This is a genomic window from Pseudomonas sp. S09G 359, assembly GCF_002843605.1.
Classification (GTDB): Bacteria; Pseudomonadota; Gammaproteobacteria; order Pseudomonadales; family Pseudomonadaceae; genus Aquipseudomonas.
The window spans coordinates 2633845-2652979 of sequence record NZ_CP025263.1 but is presented as its reverse complement, the minus strand read 5'-3'; the positions used below and the strand labels follow the sequence as shown (position 1 = coordinate 2652979).

Below are 19135 nucleotides of genomic sequence, written 5' to 3'. Positions count from 1 at the left end.
GAGGGGGCTTGCCCCCGATAGCAGTGGGTCAGCTACAGATTTATCAGCTGACGCTCCCTCATCGGGGGCAAGCCCCCTCCCACATTTCGACCGAGGTGTGGGTTAGAAATGGGTGAAGGTCAGGCCCACTTTGTAGGTGGGGCCGTACTCTTCGTATTGGCCGTTGTAGCTACGGTGGCCGGTGTAGACGAAGTACGACTCATCGGTGAGGTTCTGGGCCTCGAAGCTGACTTGCAGGTTCTTGGTCAGCGAGTAGCGCGCGCTGAAGTCGACAAAGGTCTGCGCGTCCACGTGCAGGTCATGGGCTTTGTCGTTGATCGAGGCCAGCTCGTAGAGGTAGGCCGATTTGTAGTTGGCCGACAGGCGCAGGCTGAGCTTGTCGTTTTCCCAACCGAGCATCAGGTTGCCGACGGTGTCCGACTGGTTGGGCAGGCTGATGTTGCGTTTGCGATGGGTGCCACTGGCGGCGTCGAAACCTTCGATATCCGCGCTGGAACGGCTGAAGGTGCTGTTGGCACCGATCAGCAAACCGTTCCACGGTGCCGGCAGCCAGTCGAATTTCTGCGAGTAGGCCAATTCCAGGCCGTAGAGCTTGGCGCTATCGCCGTTGGCGTAGGTGTGGGCCTCGGCGAAGTTGGTCCAGGCGCCGGTACCGGCGAGGTCAGTGTTGTAGACGAAGTTCTTGATGTCTTTGTAGAACACAAACGCCGAAACCGTACCGGCGCGGCCCATGAAGTGCTCGATGCCCAGGTCCAGGTTGCTCGACTCCAGGGGCTTGAGGTCCGGGTTGCCGAAGGTGGCTTCGTCATCATCGATCACAAAGCCCGGGGCCAGTTGGCCAAAGGTCGGGCGGACCACGGATTTGGTCCAGGCGGCGCGCACCTGGGTGTTCTTGTCGATCTGGTAGCGCGCATGCAGGCCCGGCAGCCAGTGGTGGTAACGACGCTTGGTCTCGGTGGGGCTGAATACGCCGTCGGTGGCGCCGGTACCCTTGGCTTCGAACTCGGTGCCTTCGTAGCGCATCCCGGCAATGAAGCGCCAGTCGTCGATATCAATGGTGTTCATCAGGTAGCCAGCGTTGATGTCTTCGCGGATCGTAAAGTCGTTGACCCGCGATTCGGTCTCGTCATAGAAGTCCGCCGGGTTGAGGCTACCGATCAGCTGCTTGATGGCGCTGGGGCTGATGCCCGGGCCGTAGTTGCCAAGGCGATAGTCGACGCTGCCCTTCTGGAATTGGGTGAGGTTGAGTTGGTCGGCGGTAAAGCCCAGGGTGTCGAAGTCTTCGTAGACCCAGGCTTCGAGGTCGTTGTCCTTGTTACGACGGCTGACCTTGCCACCGAATTTGACCTGGGACGCATAGCCGCTCAGGTCGTAGTCGCGGGCCAGGTCCAGGCGCAGGTTTTTCTCGGTGTCCTTGGTGTTCTGTTTTTCCCAGTCGACCTTGTCGAGGGTGAAGTTGCTGGCGTCGTAGAAGCCGGCGCCGATGATCGGGCGTGGCTTGTCCTTATCGTAGAAACCACTGTTGGCAAAGTCGCCGCCGTCGAAGGTGGCCCCGGCGATATGCGCCGGGCTGTCTTCGCTGGACTGGCTGTAGCCGGCCTGGCCGCTCAGGGTCCAGAGGCCGAGCATGCGCTCGCCGCCGAACACGTAGGACTGGATTTCCTGGGTTTCCTCGCGGTTTTTCAGCTTGCGCTTGGCTTCGGCGTCGCCCAGTTCGCCGGCGGCTAGCGGGTCGGCAAATTCGATGCTGGTGGAGTTGCGGGTTTCGGTGTCTTTGTAACGACTGTAAAGGGTGCGCAGGTAATAGCTGCTGAGGTCATCGGGTTTGTAGTCGAAGTTCAGGCCGCCACCGGCGCGTTCGCGGCTGATGTCGTAGTCGCGTTGTTCGAATTCGTTGAGTTTGGCACCGTCGGTGAAGTCCCAGGCGCCGCCGGTTTCGACGTTGTCGGAGCCGAAGTCGCGCTTCTGCCAGCTCAGGGCGGCGGCCACGCCGAAGTTGTCGATGCCGTCACCGAGGCTGAAACGGTTGCTGGCGGCGCCGGAGAATTTGGGGCTGGTCTGGCGGGTGTTCTTGTCATAGCTGGCTTCGGTGCTGCCGGTGTAGAACAGGCCTTTGTGGTCGAAGGCCGACAGGCTTTGCACGTCGACGGTACCGCCGAGGGAGTTGGCGTCCATGTCCGGGGTGAGGGTCTTGATCACCGACAGCGACTGCACCAGCTCCGAAGGCAATACATCGAGGGCCACGGCGCGGCGCGCGCTTTCCGGGGCGGGCACCAGGGTGCCGTTGATGGTCACGCTGTTGAGGTCCGGGCCGAGGCCGCGCACGCTGACAAAGCGCCCTTCGCCCTGGTCGCGCTCCACGCTGATGCCGGGCAGGCGCTGCACAGCTTCGGCGACGTTTTCATCCGGCAACTGGGCCACGCCGTCGGCATGCACCACGCTCTTGATGCTGTCGGAGCTGCGCTGCTCTTTAAGCGCCTGGTCGATGGCGGCGGCCTGGCCGACCACTTCCACATGCTCGGTATTGGCCGCCTCAGCCGCCTGGAGCCGCTCGCTGGCCATCGCCAGGGCCAAGGCAGTAAGCGTGAAGCTGACGAGCCCGGTGCGCTTGTACATGCAATCCTCCCCAAAGAATCCGTTGGCGCCAGGCAAGAGGCCCGGCAACTGGGAGGGCAAGCTAGGGGTGGGGGATGACGGTTCTGTGACAGGGGTTGGCGTCGAGGCCCGTAAACCGGGGGTTTTATCGGGTTATCAACCCGGAATGAGCTGAAATGACCTGCGCAGATCAACTGTGGGAGGGGGCTTGCCCCCGATAGCGGTGGGTCAGTTGGCCTGTCTGCTGGCTGATACACCGCTATCGGGGGCAAGCCCCTTCCCATATTTTTTGATCCGCCGCGCGGGTGAGCTGAGCTGATTCGACCCTCCCCCACCGTCACGCAACCGTCACATCCATCTGCTGTGCTGGCGCCCACGACTGAATCATCCAAGGACTCGCGGCCATGTTTTCCGTGCTCAAACCCCATCGCTGGAAACTCGCCTTGTTGCTGATCGCCGCCAACGCCGGGCTGATCCTGCACCTGGCCTGCGGCGAGCTTAAAAGCTTCAGCGAATGGGTGTGGCTGGACATCTTCGGCGAAGGCGGCTCGGCCCTGCTCGCCCTGGTCTGGCTGGGCCTGGTGCTGAAAAGCCGCCCCGCCGGGCGCGTCACCAATTACCTGGCGCTGGGCCTGTCGTGCATCTTCTTTTCCTGGTGGATCGACAGCCTCGACGAATTTATCCGCCTGCCCGATAGCATCACCTGGGACCATTGGCTGGAGTCCGGGCCGATGCCGGTGGGTATGATCCTGCTGACCATCGGCATCTACCACTGGCACCGCGAGCAGTTGGCGATCAGCGCGCAGATGGAAAAACGCGAACGGTTGTTCCGCGAGCATCGGCTGTTCGACAAACTCACGCCCCTGGCCGGTGCCGATTACCTCAAGCGCCAGTTGGCCGACAGCCTGCACGACAGCCGCGAGAGACAACAACCGCTGTCGTTGGTGGCCCTGGACCTGGACAACTTCGCCGCCATCAACCAGGCCTACGGGCATACCGAGGGTGACGCGGTACTCCAGGCCCTCAGCCATCTGCTGTTGCTCAACCTGCGCCGCCAGGACCTGCTGTGCCGCTTGGCGGGCGACCGCTTTGTGGTGCTGCTGCCCAATACCGGCGAGCACCAGGCCCAAGGGCTCGCGCTGGAGTTGCAGCAGGCGGTACGCGGCCTGGCGCACAAAACCCGCCTGCACGGTGAGCGCCTGCAACTGGCCGCAACCACCGCTGTGGTAATGGCCCTGGACGAAGCGCCCCACGACTTGCTCAAGCGCCTCAACCTGGGGCTGGCCAGGGCCAAGCAACCGCTGGCGAAAAGCGCCTGAGATGGCCGTGAAAACAGCTTGGTATGAGGCGGATACGCGCTTCATCCCCGGGCACTACCAGCCCGCCACACTGATCGACCTGGCGTTGTCCCGCGACATCGACAGCCATCGCCTGCTGCGCGGCACCGGGTTGTTCCACGAAGACATCCTGGCCGGTAACGCGCGGTTGAGCCCGCAGCAGTTTCTGGCGCTGATCGGCAACAGCCGCAAGTTACTCGACGCCGACGACAGCAGTTTTCTATTCGGCCAGCGCTTGTTACCGGGCTATTACGGCGCAGCCAGCCATGCCCTGGGGCATGCGCAAAACCTGCACCAGGCCCTGGAAATCCTCATCGAGCAACAGGTGCTGCTCAGCCCGCTGGTGACCCTGCAATTGGAGCTGGATGAGCACCACGCCTACCTGTACTGGCTGGACAACTGCGGAGCCGGGGAACACTGGCGCTTTCTGCTGGAAGCAAGCATGACCTCGCTGATTGCCATGAGCCAATGGCTCAGTGGCGAGCGCCTGCCTTGGGTGTGCAGTTTCAGCCATGCCGAGCCGCGTTATGTCGAACAGTACTGGGTGCACCTGGGTGAAGGCACACGCTTCGAGCGCCCGCTGGACATGCTCTGTATCCCCCGCGAATACCTGACTCGCGCCTGGCCTGGCGCCTCGGCCACGGCCGGCCAGGTCGCGCGTCGACAAGCCCGCGAGCAGATCGACCAGTTGGGCTTTACCGGTAGCTTTCTCGACTGCCTCTACGACTACCTGCACGCCCAGGTGCGCCAGCCCCCCAGCCTTGAACAGGCTGCCCAGGCCTTCGCCATGAGCCCGGCGACCTTCAAGCGCAAGCTGCACAAGCACGACACCGGTTATCAGCAACAGGTCGACCGGGTACGCAAGCAGGTGGCGTTGCACCTGTATCAGGTCAAGGGCTACAGCAATGAGGCAGTGGCGGCGTACCTGAACTTCAACGATGCGGCAAACTTCCGGCGCTCGTTCAAGCGTTGGACCGGCAGCACGCCGAACCTGATCCGCCAGCTATTCAACAGCCGCTAGCCAGTTGCTCGCGCAAAAAATCTACCAGCGCCTGCACCGGCCTTGAGCTTTGCCGGTGCTGGGGATACACCGCCGACAGGGTCAGGTCTTCGGGCGCAAAGTCATCCAGCACACTGACCAGGCGCCCGTCCTTCAAGGCGTCGCCGACGATAAAGGTCGGCAAATAGGTAACCCCCAGGCCGGCAATGGCAGTGTCGCGCAGCAAGTCACCGTTGTTGACCCGCATGCGCCCACACACGTTCAGCGCTTGCAGCTTGCCTTTGAAACGCCATTGCACCTGACGGCCATGGCCATAGGGCAGGCAGTCGTGCTCGGCGAGGTCATCGGGCTTCTGCGGGGTGCCGCGCCGGGCCAGGTAGTCGGGGCTGGCGCAGTACACACGCGGGATGCTCGCGATGCGGCGGGCAATCAGGGTGGAATCTTCCAGGGTGCCGATGCGCAGTACCAAATCATAGCCTTCGCCGATCAGGTCTACGGGGCGGTCGCTGAGGTCGACTTCTACCGCGACCTGGGGATTGCGCTGCAGAAACAGCGGCAACAGGCAGCCCAGGTGAGCCATGGCAAATGACAGTGGCGCGCTGAGGCGAATGGTGCCACGCGGCTCGCTGTTCTGGCCGGCGATGCCCTGCTCCACTTGCTCCACTTCACTGAGCAGACGCAAGGCGGATTCGTAGTAACTCTGCCCCAGGGGCGTTACGTCCAAGCGGCGTGTGGACCGGTTGAGCAGGCGCACGCCGAGGCGGTCTTCCAGCTGGATCAGGCGGCGGCTGACAAACTGCTTGGACAGGCCCAGCTGTTCGGCGGCGGCGGTGAAGCTGCCGGATTCCATGACCTGGCAGAACAGGCGCATGTCTTCGAAGGGGTTCATTGTCGCTTCTCGGTGGACATTTTGATGGTTTATAACCGCATGGTCGCAGCACTACAAATCAAATGTGGGAGGGGGCTTGCCCCCTCCCACACTGATTACCTACAGGCTGGAGGGCAGCTTATTTGGCCGTGAATGCGGAGTAGCTGTTCATCAGGTTGCGGTAGTTAGGGATGCGCGGCGACAGCAGGTTGGCCAGGCCTTCCATGTCGTTGCGCCAGTCCACTTGCAGCTCGCACGCTACGGAGAACCAGTTCACCAGTTGTGCGCCGGCAGCGGTCATACGTGCCCAGGCAGCCTGTTGCACGGTTTCGTTGAAAGTACCTGAAGCGTCGGTGACGACGAACACCTCGAAGCCTTCGTCCAGGGCGCACAGGGTCGGGAACGCTACGCACACATCCGTCACCACACCGGCGATGATGATCTGCTTGCGGCCGGTCGCCTTGACGGCCTTGACGAAGTCTTCGTTGTCCCACGCGTTGATCTGGCCGGGGCGGGCAATGTACGGCGCGTCCGGGAACAGGGCCTTGAGTTCTGGAACCAGTGGGCCGTTGGGGCCACCTTCAAAACTGGTGGTCAGGATGGTTGGCAGGTTGAAGAACTTGGCAACATCGGCCAGGGCCAGCACGTTGTTCTTGAACTCGTTCGGGGAGAAATCCTGCACCAGGGAGATCAAGCCAGTCTGGTGATCGACCAACAGAACGACGGCGTCATCTTTGTTCAAACGATTGTAAGCCATGGGGTTATCTCCTAACGGGGGTTTGGGTAATCAGAACGCAAAGCACGAGCAGCCGAATGCACCCCAGAACCCCTGGAAGTCGCTGACGGGCGCGCTGGAAAGCCGGGCTTTCTCGTGGCTGTGGGAGTGCACGCCGCACGGGCCGCTGCACTGGTGAACTTGCGCTTGCAGTGGCGACGTCGGACGCCAGTGACCCGGCACTTTCACCACCGGCGACCAGTCCGGCAGCACCGGCACGCGTGGTGGTGCGAAATCTTCGAAGTCGCCGGCGCCGTACACCACCTTGCCGCCGACTACGGTGAGTACCGATTCGATCCATTTGATGGCTTCTTCATCGACGCTGAAAAAGTCCGCCGACAGCGCGGCGACATCCGCCAATTGGCCGACCTTGATCTGGCCTTTCTTGCCCTGCTCGGACGAGAACCAGGCGCTGCCATGGGTGAACAGCTCCAACGCGGTGAGGCGCGGCAGGCCTTCGGCGTGCAACTCCAGGCCACCCACGGTGCGCCCGCTGACCATCCAGTACAGCGAGGTCCACGGGTTGTAGCTGGACACTCGGGTGGCATCGGTGCCCGCGCCTACCGGTACGCCTTCAGCGAGCATGCGCTTGATCGGGGGCGTGGCCTCAGCCGCCTTGGCACCGTAGCGCTCAACGAAGTACTCGCCCTGGAACGCCATGCGGTCCTGGATCGCAATACCGCCGCCAAGGGCACGCACGCGCTCGATGTTTTTCGGAGTGATGGTTTCGGCGTGGTCGAAGAACCACGGCAAGCCATTGAAGGGGATGTCGCGGTTGACCTTCTCGAACACGTCGAGCATGCGCGAGATGGATTCGTCATAGGTGGCGTGCAGGCGGAACGGCCAGCGCTGCTCCACCAAGTGGCGCACCACCGGTTCCAGTTCCTGCTCCATGGTCAGCGGCAGGTCGGGGCGCGGCTCAAGGAAGTCTTCGAAGTCGGCGGCCGAAAACACCAGCATCTCGCCGGCGCCGTTGTGGCGCAGGTAGTCATCGCCCTGATGCAGGGTGACGCTGCCGGTCCAGTTCTTGAAGTCGCTGAGCTCTTCCTTGGGCTTCTGGGTGAACAGGTTGTAGGCGATGCGTACTGTCAGCTGTTGGTCCTTGGCCAGTTGCTCGATCACCGCGTAGTCATCGGGGTAGTTCTGGAAACCACCGCCGGCGTCGATCGCACTGGTGAGGCCCAGGCGATTGAGTTCGCGCATGAACTGGCGGGTTGAGTTGACCTGATATTCCAGGGGCAGTTTCGGGCCCTTGGCGAGCGTGGAATACAGGATCATCGCGTTGGGCCGCGCCACCAGCATGCCGGTGGGGTTGCCGTTGCTGTCACGCACGATCTCGCCACCCGGCGGGTTCGGCGTGTCCTTGGTGTAGCCGGCCACGCGCAGGGCGGCGCGGTTGAGCAAGGCGCGGTCATACAGGTGCAGCACGAACACCGGGGTGTCAGGCGCGGCCTGGTTGAGCTCTTCCAGGGTCGGCATGCGTTTTTCGGCAAACTGGAATTCGTTCCAGCCACCGACCACGCGCACCCATTGCGGCGTGGGGGTACGGTCGGCCTGGTCCTTGAGCATACGCAGGGCATCGGCCAGGGACGGTACGCCTTCCCAGCGCAGTTCGAGGTTGTAGTTCAGCCCGCCACGGATCAGGTGCAGGTGCGAGTCGTTGAGGCCGGGGATCACGGTGCGGCCCTTGAGGTCGATGACCTGGGTACCACTGCCACGCAGGGCCATGGCTTCACCGTCGGTACCGACGGCCACGAACCGCCCCTGGCTGATGGCGACGGCGGTTGCGCGCGGGTTTTCACGGTCCACAGTGTGGAATTGGCCATTGAACAGAATCAGATCGGCGTTCATAGGGTTTCCTTTACAGAGGCTTCAAGCCAGGGAGCGAACAGGCGGGTGGCCGCCGGCATCAGCAGGTAGACCACCAGCAACACGATGGTCACGGTGACCAGGAAGGTGGCGACCACGTAATTGGACAGGAACGGGTGCAGGCGCAGGATCGGCCCCCACACGATCGGTACCAGCAGGGTCAGCGGCAGGATTACACACAGGGTGACCACCGCCTGCTTCCAGCGCGGCGGCTTCGCGGCGTGTTCAGTTTCGGGGTTGAACCAGAATTCGTTGACTGCGCCGATTTCGGTGTTGTCGCCGTCGGCCAGCATGGGGGTGGCTTCGGTGATCAGGGTTTTGCGCTCGGGGGAGTCGAGCCAGGTTTCCAGGTCATCGGTGGAGCGGTAGCGCAATATGCAGGTGAACAGGGCCAGGCCCGCCTGTTTGCTGCGTACCACGTCAACACCGAGGTGGCCCGGGCGCTCGCCGGCGATGCGCACGATGCGGCGTAGCCAGGCTTCGTAGTCGGCCTCCCGGCCGGCTTTGATCAGGTGTTTGACCACCAGGGTGACGACTTCGTCAGGCCCTGTCTTGGGTGCTGGTTCCATGGGGTGCCCCTCTGCCTTGAAGTTTCAGCGATGCAGGGAGTTTGCCGCGATGGGGGGAGGGAAAATTGGATGTACGTGCTGTTTGGCGGTTTGTCGGTTTGTCGGTTTGTCGGTTTGTCGGTGTACATATCCGTTGCTGCGGTAACGGCGGCTATTGGTTCCGCTCTTACAGCGGGTCACTTTTGGAAAAGAGCCCCAAAAGTAACCAAAAGGGCTCTTGCCCCAACACTCGGCACCTCGCCTAGGCTCGGTGTGCCCTCACTCCGGCTTGAATCCGTGGGCCGCCGCCATGGGCCATCCCTGGCCCATCGCGGCTAACCCGGCGTCCTGCCGGGTTACCCACGGATTCAAGCCTGCGTTCGGCCAGCGTGTTTAACGGGGCGCCTAAGATCAAGATCAAGATCAACAGCGCAGATCAAAAGACCGCTGACTTCGTCAGCGAAAAGGATGTAAGGGCCACAGCAAAAACACAGCAGAGCAACAGCGCTTTTGATCTAACCACTCAGGTCGGCTACTAGGCCGCCGTGCTCTGCTTTTGATCTGCTTTGGCTTTTGATTTTGATCTGAAATCGCCCCGTCAACCACGCTGGCCGGAATTCGACAGTGATTTGGGGGGTAAACCGGCAGGGATGCCGGTTTAGCCGCCCCGCGCCATGGATGGCGCGTGGCGGCGGCCCCCCAAATCACTGTCGGATTATGGGCACACCGAGCCTAAGCGAGGTGCCGAGTGGTGGGGCGAGGACCTTTTGGTTACTTTTGGGTCCTTCCAAAAGTGACCCGCTGTAAGAGCGGAACCAATATCAGCCGTTACCCAAATAACGGATATACACCCACTCACCCGGGCAACGGAATCACCCGCAACGCCCGCACCGACTTATAAGAAAAACTCGAATAAATCTCCTTAACGCACGGCAACGTCTGCAACACCTCCCGCGCAAACTCCCCAAACGACTCCAGGTCTTTGGCCACCACCTCCAGCAGAAAGTCATAGCGCCCCGACACGTTATGGCACGCCACAACCTCAGGAATCTCCAGCAACCGCTGCTCAAACGCCCGAGCGATTTCCTGGGTATGGCTGTCCATCATGATGCTGACAAACGCTGTCACCCCATACCCCAGCGCCTTGGGCGAGAGTATCGCCTGATATCCGCTGATCACCCCGCTCTCTTCCAGATTACGCACCCGGCGCCAGCACGGTGAAGTGGTCAGGGACACCCGGTCGGCCAGCTCGGCAACCGTTAAACGGGCGTTACCCTGCAACGCGTTTAAAAGCGCTTTGTCAGTGCGATCCAAACTCACGGGCATATCTTGCCTCTGATTATTGTTTTCATAGCAAATCCATCCAACAATCCCGAACTTATCAGCAAAAATTGCAAAATTCATCCGTGGTTATGAGCATAGCATTGTAGGAAATAAGGAGAGTCCTACATGAACAATAAACACAATACATTCGGCTTCTCTACCCGTGCCATCCACCACGGCTACGATCCCAAGGACCACCACGGCGCACTTGTGCCGCCAATCTACCTGTCGGCCACCTTCGCCTTCCCCACCGCCGAATACGGCGCCGCCTGTTTTGCCGGTGCTGCCGACGGCCACTTCTACACGCGGATATCCAACCCCACCCTGGCGCTGCTCGAATCGCGCATGGCCACCCTGGAAAACGGCGAGGCGGCGGTGGCATTCAGCTCCGGCATGGGCGCGATTGCCGCGACGTTCTGGACGCTGCTGCGCCCGGGCGATGAAGTGATCGTCAGCCAGACCCTCTACGGCTGCACGTTCGCCCTGCTGCATCACGGCATCGGCGAGTTCGGGGTCAAGGTGCGGCATGTCGACCTCACCGACCTCGCGGCCTTGCAAGCCGCGCTCGGCCCCGCCACCCGCATGATCTACTGCGAAAGCCCCGCCAACCCCAACCTGCAAATGGTCGATATCAGCGCCGTGGCCGCCCTCGCCCACCAGCGCCCCAACGTCACCGTGGTAGTCGATAACACCTACTGCACGCCCTACCTGCAACGCCCCCTCGACCTGGGCGCCGATGTGGTGGTGCACTCGGCCACCAAGTACCTCAGCGGCCACGGCGATATCACCGCCGGCATCGCCGTGAGCAGCCAGGCCCTGGCCCAACGCATTCGCCTGCAAGGCCTCAAGGATTTGACCGGCGCCGTGATGTCGCCCCAGGACGCGGCCCTGCTGATGCGCGGCCTCAAGACCCTGGCCCTGCGCATGGACCGCCATTGCAGCAACGCTCAAGCGGTGGCCGAAGCGTTGCAGGCTCACCCGGCCGTGGCGTGGGTGACCTACCCGGGACTGCGCTCTTTCCCACAATACGAATTGGCGATGCGGCAGATGAAACTGCCCGGCGGCATGATTGCCTTTGAACTCAAAGGTGGCATCGAAACCGGCCGGCGCTTCATGAACGCCCTGAACCTGTTTACCCGCGCGGTCAGCCTGGGCGACGCCGAGTCACTGGCCCAACACCCGGCGAGCATGACTCACTCCACCTACACCCCGGAAGAACGCGCGCACCACGGCATCAGCGAAGGGCTGGTGCGCTTGTCGGTGGGCCTGGAGGACGTGGCCGACCTGCTGGCGGATGTGCAGCAGGCACTGGCCAAAAGTACCCGTACGCGTCAACGTCAGAGTGCATTGACAGCACATGCCGGGCGATAGGCCTTAAGCCTGACGTTATTTCCTACAACTGTGGCCGGACCAGTCCGACCACTTTCATCGATTTTTTCCAAATTGGATCCCCATCGCGCCGCCAGGGTGTACTAGCATAAGTCCCTGCACCCGAAACTCATGGACGAATTGATGAACTCACACCTGTTCCCACATATAGGCAAGGTCATCGCCAGCACCGGCAGTCGCCATTTCCCACGCATGCTGCATGACCTCATCCTCACCCAATTGGCAGTGGACGCCACCCATATCACCCAACTACGGGTCAATTGCGAAGGCCACACCCAGCGCAAGATCAGCCCGGTCTACACCGATTCCATGGCGGCCCTGGGCGAGGAACAGCCCGCCGCGCAATTGCACCTTACCCACCACAAGGACGACATGCGCTACGTGCTGTCGGTGTACCGCTCGCACCAGTCCAAAAGCTTTTCGCCCCAGGAGCGCAGCCTGCTGCAGGACTTCTCCACCTTGCTGTTGCCCATGGTGGAAAAACACATCACGGCGATCCAGCCTTGCCGCCAGGACAGCCCTCCGGTGCCCACAGAAAACCAGGGCATAGAAACCTTGCGCCGGCGTATTGAAGAGCGCCTGGTGCAATCCGGGTTGACCTTGTCCAACCGTGAGCTGGAGGTGTGCGTGGGCCTGCTGGCCGGGCGTACCGCGCCGGAGTTGGCAGAGCAGTTGGCGTTGAAGGTCAACACCATTGAGAGCTACCTGAAACGTGCAGCAATCAAGCTGGGGATCAGCGGGCGGCATTCGTTGTTGCGGTGGATGTATTCGACTGAGGACGGTGCCTCCACGCTCCTCTGAGAAACCGCTCCCACAGTGCGGATTGCATGCCCACTGTGGGAGTGGGCTGGCACGCCCGTTAAGACGTCGGGCGTAGGCACCCGCCACCCAGCGTTGATGCTTCAATAATTTTCAGACGTGCGCTGTAGCAGTATCGCTACTGAAATAAAGAGTCTTCCCACAACATCTTTTTCGTGTACCGCCCACTCAGTGCGTATAGATATTCCGCAACTATCGGAATGCGCTCCAGAGGGTCAGTCATGAATATCCAGCAAATATCTCCACCCCCCCTGTCGCCCTTACCGTCCGCCACACCTGTAGAGGCGCTGGTGCCGCCTGCGCCCCATCAAGCCGTTGCTGTCAGCCCACCGTCAGAAAAGCGCAATGCCGACCTTCGCGCCGCAGGTGATGCGCAGGTGGCAACGTCGTTCGCGAAAACATTAAGCAGTGGCCCCGCTAAAGACTGGGTTCAACAGCCCCGCGTTGACATCCATCCGGACTCCACATTGGGCCGCTGGTATCTGCAGTTGGATGACGCGTTTATGGACCCGGGGTTTCGCGAGTGGCTTCAAGAGCAGCAGCTTGAAGAGACCACATTGACGTTCATCCCTTCCCAAGGGCAGGTCAGAGGCTATGTAAACGGTCAGTTGAAAACGTTTTGCGCATCCGACGATTCGGGATGGGCCGATATTTCCCGCACGCTGATGTCAATCCTCAAGCGATTCGCCCCCGAACCGGGTCAGGAAGTGCGATTCCCCTGGTACGGACGAGAGGGTCAGATACCGGCGCCTATCGTTGCGCAATTTTATGGCGAACCCATAAACCCAACCCCGGCACAGGCGGCAACGCGCGTCAGGCAGATAAGAGAAAACCCAAGCTTCAGGATGCCTGACAGCTATTTGTCGGCGCGCTCCGAGGAAGCCCTGTCCACGCAGGCGCAGACGCTGGGGGATGACGCGAACCGACACGCCATGATTACAGCACTCAAGTCCCAGGTTGACGACGTGAATGGGCGCGTTGATCTCGACAAGGTCCAGATCCCCATCGACCCCCGCTCTGCGCTGTTCAAAAGCACGCAGCGCAGTAGGATGAGCCTCGCCCAATTGCTGCAAAGCGATGGAACCAAGGTGCCGACCAACAGTGAACAAGCATTCGGCCTGGCGATGGCGCTGTCTTTCGATCTGGCCCACCGAGCGCCCGGGGCAGCGTCTGGTGGGGTCAGGCCAATGGCGGGTTTACTGGGCGCTACTGCGCTTCGCAGGATGAATACCCAGGTAAAACAGTGGATGACGCAACACGCGAGTCAACCCACGACCTCACAGACCAGCCCTGTAGCCGCCACGTTGTTGAGCCGGTTGCTTGGCAATCTTCCAGAGAGCACCCGGATCGCCATCCGGGACAATCCGTCCGTGGCGTTGGACCAGTTGATTCGATCACCCGAAGCCCTGGAGTTGGGCAAGAAAATACAAGCGGCACTCAAGATAATCGACACACCTACCAGCGCAATTGAAAGCGTGAGTGCGGCACTTGTCCAGGAACTTGATCCAGGGGTCGGCAAGTCGCCGTTCAATCTTGCAGGTTATGACCTGTACAGCATCGAGAATGCCGGCGCCTCGCATGCCGAGATTGTCAGGCGCTTTACCCTGCACCTTGAAGGCAAGGTTGGAGTTGAAGGCGCACCTATCGCAGCGCGCTTATTGTTAGCCACCGCTGCCCCAGAGTTTCTGGTTAAAAACGTGCCGCCGCATCTTGTCTATGGCTCTCATACCTGGGCAAATTTTGCCATAGAGGCTTCACGCATAGAGCAGCAAGTTCCCGGTGCGCTAGCGAACATGACGTTTAGCCAAGTGATGGCCTTTGGTTCCGCCCCTTCTGTCTCACTGGAAAGCGACGACCAGCTCAACTCGGCTGTACGCTTGCCGGTTATTGCCTGGGGCATTGCGAATGGGGTAATCAAACCTAATGCAGGTCATGCTTATACGCCCAGCGTGTTCACGCTCGCACTGACGGCATTGAACAAACAGCAAAAAGAGCTTGAATGGGCAAGCAAAATCTTGAACTCGCCCGCGCCCACTCGAGAAGAGATAGCGCTGGCCGAACTGAAGCGGGTATTTCCCAACATCGACCCAACCTTGGAGGTTCTGGAGCGTCCGTGGGTCAAGCACACACCTGTCTCTTTACTGGACATATACATGACCGGCCCTATCGACCCAAAGGGCTGGGAGTCGAACGACAAATACAACCTCCCATTCGACCAGATAAGTTCGCGCCTTGCACAACTCGAGCCGGACATAAAAACCAAGTTCGCTGAAAAATTTCAGACTTACCGGCAGTCTCATGAACATGCCATCGCCATTCAGTTCAAGTATCAGTTGTCTTTGTTACCCTGGACTGAGCAGGACAGTATAAAAAATGCACGTATCAGCTTTCATGAGCTGCACCGCCCTTACACCAAGGGAAAGAAAATCCATCTTTTCGGACGACCTGTTTTCAAACCCGAAAAATACAGTGACGAGGAATCTGAAAAACTAAAAGGCAGGCATGCGCTGCTCATGCGCGTAGAAAAGAAAAATGGAGGCGTTGACTACTATAACTACCTGCCGGGCCAGGCAACATTGACCCCGGCTGAAGGCTTCCCCAACACCTTGCCGGAAAACCCTAAAAAACAGTGGAGCCCAAATTTCAATCCCGCCGGCATTCGGCTTGATATAGATGACAGCGTTTATTATGCCGAGCCGAAAAAAACGCAAAAAACCGAGTCCAACGTCTTATTTTCCCATGTTGGAGAGATTAGTGATGTGCCTGAAAAACCTGAGGATAGCGACACGCTACCCGGCACCTATTTTTCCGATAGGGCCGGGGCATTAGGTCTCATCCCGGGTGAGTTTTTCACCCGTGACTATGACGCGCTTGAGCTGACCGCCAAAGGCGTCACCGAACTGGAAAAAGGTAAAGCCTTTGACGCCAAACTTAAAAGGCTATTCCTCAGTATTATCCCTTTTTACGACGGCATTCAACATGCGATCAAAGGTAATGTATCAGGTGCAGTTTTTGATATTGGTTTCGACGCGCTGGGTTTTATCATTCCCGGCGCAATGGCTGGCCGTAAAGCGTACAAGGCCGGACGCGGTGGATTCAACATCATTAAAAGCGGCCTTATCGCCGGTGCCGGGGAATCCGTGGGTATTATCGACGTACATAACATTACCAAAAACCTAAACAAGGCTGCGAACGCCGGCTATAAAGACATCCAATATCTTACAAAAAATTCCAACGCCGTATTATCACGATTAAAAGGCAAGCATGATCACTATCGTGTCAGCCAGGTATACAAAGAAAATGCCATCGCCAAAGGTTTTTTCCTCTCAGAGACTGATGCGCGATGGCACCCCACGGTCGCGATACTAAAAAAAGGAAGTTGGTATGCGTACAACACCGTCACTAAGGTGCCCTACGGTGTTCAGCTCCTGCAATTTGGTTCACTGGATGCACCCTGAACTTACTGACACCTCCAGCTCTACCTGAAAGTCATTCAGCCTCGCGCAGTATTACTGTGTAACAAAGGAGCATGCCGAACGTTCCATCGTTATAACTGTCGACGGAACGTCCCTCGCCACTTTTGCCACTTAAAACCTGAAAGAAACGGATAGCTTTCCTATGTAAATTACTCATAAGGCAAGACTATGACTCGTATAAGCTCTATTTTCAGCGACGCAACTGGCACCTTAAAACGCGCAGATTCTCCGCCCCCATCAAAAGCCCTGGCGACTGCCGGATCCAGCGCTTCAAGTTCCCCGCCAAGCACGAGCAGTCGGGCATTCGATCAAAGAGCTGTCGACAAAAACGTTGAAAGTTTCGGCACGAAAGGGCAGGCAAGTGGTCAGAAAACTTCGACCGATACTGCCGACACAGCTATCGACCCACAATTAGCTGAATACAAAGCAAAACAACAACGGGAGTGGCAAGCCCGTCAAGACGCAAGTGTCCGTGACAAGTTGTTTGATCAACCCGTTTCCGGTCGCGTAAACGGAGCCGAAGTTGAGCATTTTTCTTCAAAAAAGCTGCAAGACAACTCAGAAGCACTGGTCAAAGCCGACGCAGAAGTGAAGACTGCGCAGACCCCCTTCAGCTTCAAAAATGCCTATAAAACCGCACTCGTCAACGGGTCGGTCACGCTGCCTGTTACGATCATCGCGTTCGTCACCATCAACATTCTTAATCAGGGTACAAAAAACCTTATCAACCCGGAATCGCCTGGGGCAACAGAGCAAAGTCTTGCTGAAGGGCGGTTGGTCGAACAGAGCCAACGTGACGTTTTTCAGGCCTTGAATACATTGGGCACTCTGCGCGGTGCTCCCCTCGTAAAACCAAGCCTGCAATGGCTGGCGCAGACGAATGATGAGCGCTTGGATAGCCTTGAGGAGATGGTTGATCACGTTGAGCAGGAGATTGGAGCCCTGGCAAAAGAACTCGATATTCCCTTTCAGCTTGCGTCAACCGGTGCCCCGGAAGACGACATCGAGAGTCGCGTCTTAGGTATCGATTCCAGGCTGGCAGTGCTTTCAGCATTGTTCCTCGAAATGAAAAACAAACTGGTAACCAAAGCTGCGTAATCACCTGCATGTGCCTGAGTTCTTATGCCCCTGAAGCAAAAGGAACGCGCAGGAGCCGGCATGCTGGCGCCTGCAACTCAGTCCCGCGCCAGCGCCTCAATCGGATCCAACCGCGCCGCATTCCTTGCCGGCACAAAGCCAAACACAATGCCGATCAGCGTCGAACAGGCAAACGCGGTGACTATCGAGCCGACCGAAAACACCATTTCCCATTCCTTCACAAACACCGAAAACAGAAAGCCCAACGCGTAAGACAACGAGATCCCGATCAGCCCGCCGATCAGGCACACCATCACCGCCTCCACCAGAAATTGCTGGCGAATATCCGATTGCCGCGCGCCCACTGCCATGCGAATACCGATTTCGCGGGTGCGCTCGGTGACCGACACCAGCATGATATTCATCACCCCGATGCCGCCCACCAGCAAGGAAATCACCGCAATCAGCGACAACAGCAACGCCAGGGAGCGGCTGGTTTTCTGCACCGTCTGCATGATGCTGTCGAGGTTGTTGGTGAAGAAATCCTTGGTGCCGTGGCGTTGCAGCATGAGCTTATTGACGTTCTCTTCCACCACCTTGCTCGGCTGGCCGTCCTTGATGCGCACGGTAATGCTGTCCAGATGGCGCTGGCCCAACAGGCGCCCCGCCGCCGTTTCATACGGCACCCATACGTTCAACGCTTTGCTGGCGGCGAACATGTTTTTATTCTCGGCGGTTACCCCGATTACCGTGCACGGCAGGTTACCGACCAGGATCACCTGGCCGAGCGGGTCGATATTCGGCCCGAACAGACGATGGCGGGTGTTGTGGTCGATCACCACCACTTGGGCCTGGCGCCGTGCATCGCTGTCGCTGAAAGAAATCCCAGCTTCGAGCTTCAGGCCCTTGACCTTGAAGTAACGGTCGCTGACCCCGTTGACCTGCGCATCCAGGTCGATATTGCCAAAGCGCAGCAACAGGTTACGGCCCACCACCGGAGTGGCGCTGTCGACGTAATACAGCTGGTTCAACGCGTCCACATCCGACGGCATCAGCGTCTCGATGGCCGACGCGCGACTGTCACCAAAGCTGGTGCCGGAAAAGATATCGATGGTGTTGCTGCCAATCGCCTGGATGTCCTTGAGCACATAACGCTTGGCGCCCTCGCCGATGGCCGAGATCGACACCACCGAGGTGATGCCGATGACGATACCGAGCATGGTCAGCAAGGTCCGCATGCGATGGGACACCAGCGCGACCCAGGCCATGTTGAAGGCTTCCTTGAACAACCCCAGGCTCGCCACCAGGCGCCGCGCGCCGCTGCGTTTGGGCTCTATCGGCGCGTCGCTGGGCAGTTCCAGGCCGATACTCTGATTGGCCTTGTCACTGACGATCTCGCCATCACACACCTCGACAATGCGCTGGGCATTCGCCGCCACCTTGGGGTCGTGGGTGACGATAATCACTGTGTGCCCGGCGGCGTGCAGCTCCGCGAGGATGCGCATCACCTCCTTGCCGCTGTGGGTGTCGAGGGCGCCGGTGGGTTCGTCGGCAAGGATCACTTCGCCGCCATTCATCAAGGCGCGGGCGATACTCACCCGTTGCTGCTGGCCACCGGAGAGCTGGCTCGGCCGGTGCGTGGTATGCCCGGCCAGGCCCAGGCGCGTGAGCAATTCCCCGGCGCGGCTATGGCGCTGGGTTTGCGGCGTGCCGGCGTAGATCGCCGGCATTTCCACGTTGTGCAACGCACTCAAGTGCGCGAGCAAATGGTAGCGTTGGAAGATAAAACCGAAGTAATCGCGGCGCAGTTCGGCCAGTTGTTCATCGCCCAACGAACGGGTTTCGATGCCGTTGATCTTGTAGCTGCCGGCCGTGGCGTAGTCCAGGCCGCCGAGGATATTCATCAGGGTGGATTTGCCCGACCCGGACGCGCCGATGATCGCGACCATCTCCCCGGCCTGAATGGTCAGGTCGATGCCCTTCAGCGCAATGAACTCACGCTCGCCGGCGATAAAACTGCGGGTGATGCCCTTGAGTTCCAACAGTGGCTGGCTCATGG

13 protein-coding genes are annotated in these 19135 nt (G+C 59.6%); 6 read left to right on the top strand and 7 right to left on the bottom strand.

Features of this window, described 5'->3' with window-relative positions; translation table 11 throughout:
- Nucleotides 1-102: 102 nt before the first annotated feature.
- Complete coding sequence (locus CXQ82_RS11900; protein WP_101269096.1) at nucleotides 103-2616, bottom strand: TonB-dependent receptor; 2514 nt, start codon at nucleotides 2614-2616, stop codon at nucleotides 103-105.
- A gap of 383 nt (nucleotides 2617-2999) precedes the next feature.
- Between CXQ82_RS11900 and CXQ82_RS11895 the strand changes: the two genes are divergently transcribed.
- Together CXQ82_RS11895 and CXQ82_RS11890 are read left to right on the top strand one after the other, a co-directional pair.
- Nucleotides 3000-3914 (top strand): GGDEF domain-containing protein, encoded by a 915-nt coding sequence (locus CXQ82_RS11895; protein ID WP_101269094.1) that lies wholly within the window; start codon nucleotides 3000-3002, stop codon nucleotides 3912-3914.
- Between the two features lies 1 nt (nucleotide 3915).
- On the top strand, nucleotides 3916-4953 hold the full coding sequence (locus CXQ82_RS11890; protein WP_101269091.1) for an AraC family transcriptional regulator: 1038 nt from the start codon (nucleotides 3916-3918) through the stop codon (nucleotides 4951-4953).
- Here the strand turns inward: CXQ82_RS11890 and CXQ82_RS11885 are convergent.
- The 5 genes from CXQ82_RS11885 to CXQ82_RS11860 form a co-directional block, all read right to left on the bottom strand.
- Nucleotides 4940-5821: a LysR family transcriptional regulator gene (locus CXQ82_RS11885; protein WP_101269089.1), complete on the bottom strand. Its 882-nt coding sequence runs from the start codon at nucleotides 5819-5821 to the stop codon at nucleotides 4940-4942. The genes CXQ82_RS11890 and CXQ82_RS11885 overlap by 14 nt on opposite strands.
- A 118-nt stretch (nucleotides 5822-5939) precedes the next feature.
- Nucleotides 5940-6557, bottom strand: coding sequence for an isochorismate family cysteine hydrolase YcaC (ycaC, locus tag CXQ82_RS11880; protein ID WP_101269087.1), 618 nt, complete (start codon nucleotides 6555-6557; stop codon nucleotides 5940-5942).
- Between the two features lie 30 nt (nucleotides 6558-6587).
- Nucleotides 6588-8426: an amidohydrolase gene (locus tag CXQ82_RS11875; RefSeq protein ID WP_101269083.1), complete on the bottom strand. Its 1839-nt coding sequence runs from the start codon at nucleotides 8424-8426 to the stop codon at nucleotides 6588-6590.
- A complete protein-coding gene (locus CXQ82_RS11870; protein WP_101269081.1) occupies nucleotides 8423-9013 on the bottom strand; it encodes an antibiotic biosynthesis monooxygenase in 591 nt (196 codons plus the stop codon). Before CXQ82_RS11870 ends, CXQ82_RS11875 begins: the two co-directional genes overlap by 4 nt.
- An 834-nt stretch (nucleotides 9014-9847) precedes the next feature.
- Complete coding sequence (locus CXQ82_RS11860; RefSeq protein WP_101269078.1) at nucleotides 9848-10318, bottom strand: Lrp/AsnC family transcriptional regulator; 471 nt, start codon at nucleotides 10316-10318, stop codon at nucleotides 9848-9850.
- Between the two features lie 123 nt (nucleotides 10319-10441).
- On the opposite strand from CXQ82_RS11860, the gene CXQ82_RS11855 reads away from it, so the two are divergent.
- From CXQ82_RS11855 to CXQ82_RS11840, 4 genes are all read left to right on the top strand, one after another.
- The gene (locus CXQ82_RS11855) at nucleotides 10442-11686 is read left to right on the top strand and encodes a methionine gamma-lyase (protein ID WP_101269076.1); all 1245 of its coding nucleotides are present in this window, start codon (nucleotides 10442-10444) and stop codon (nucleotides 11684-11686) included.
- A gap of 141 nt (nucleotides 11687-11827) precedes the next feature.
- Nucleotides 11828-12505 carry a helix-turn-helix transcriptional regulator gene (locus CXQ82_RS11850; RefSeq protein ID WP_101269074.1) on the top strand — a complete coding sequence of 226 codons (678 nt, stop codon included), beginning with the start codon at nucleotides 11828-11830 and terminating at the stop codon, nucleotides 12503-12505.
- Between the two features lie 239 nt (nucleotides 12506-12744).
- A complete protein-coding gene (locus CXQ82_RS11845; protein WP_157832152.1) occupies nucleotides 12745-15981 on the top strand; it encodes a hypothetical protein in 3237 nt (1078 codons plus the stop codon).
- A 186-nt stretch (nucleotides 15982-16167) separates the two neighbouring features.
- Complete coding sequence (locus CXQ82_RS11840) at nucleotides 16168-17097, top strand: hypothetical protein (RefSeq protein ID WP_101269069.1); 930 nt, start codon at nucleotides 16168-16170, stop codon at nucleotides 17095-17097.
- 77 nt (nucleotides 17098-17174) lie between these two features.
- Here the strand turns inward: CXQ82_RS11840 and CXQ82_RS11835 are convergent, their stop codons facing one another.
- Nucleotides 17175-19133, bottom strand: a complete 1959-nt coding sequence (locus CXQ82_RS11835; RefSeq protein ID WP_101269066.1) for a MacB family efflux pump subunit — start codon at nucleotides 19131-19133, stop codon at nucleotides 17175-17177.
- Between the last annotated feature and the right edge of the window lie 2 nt (nucleotides 19134-19135).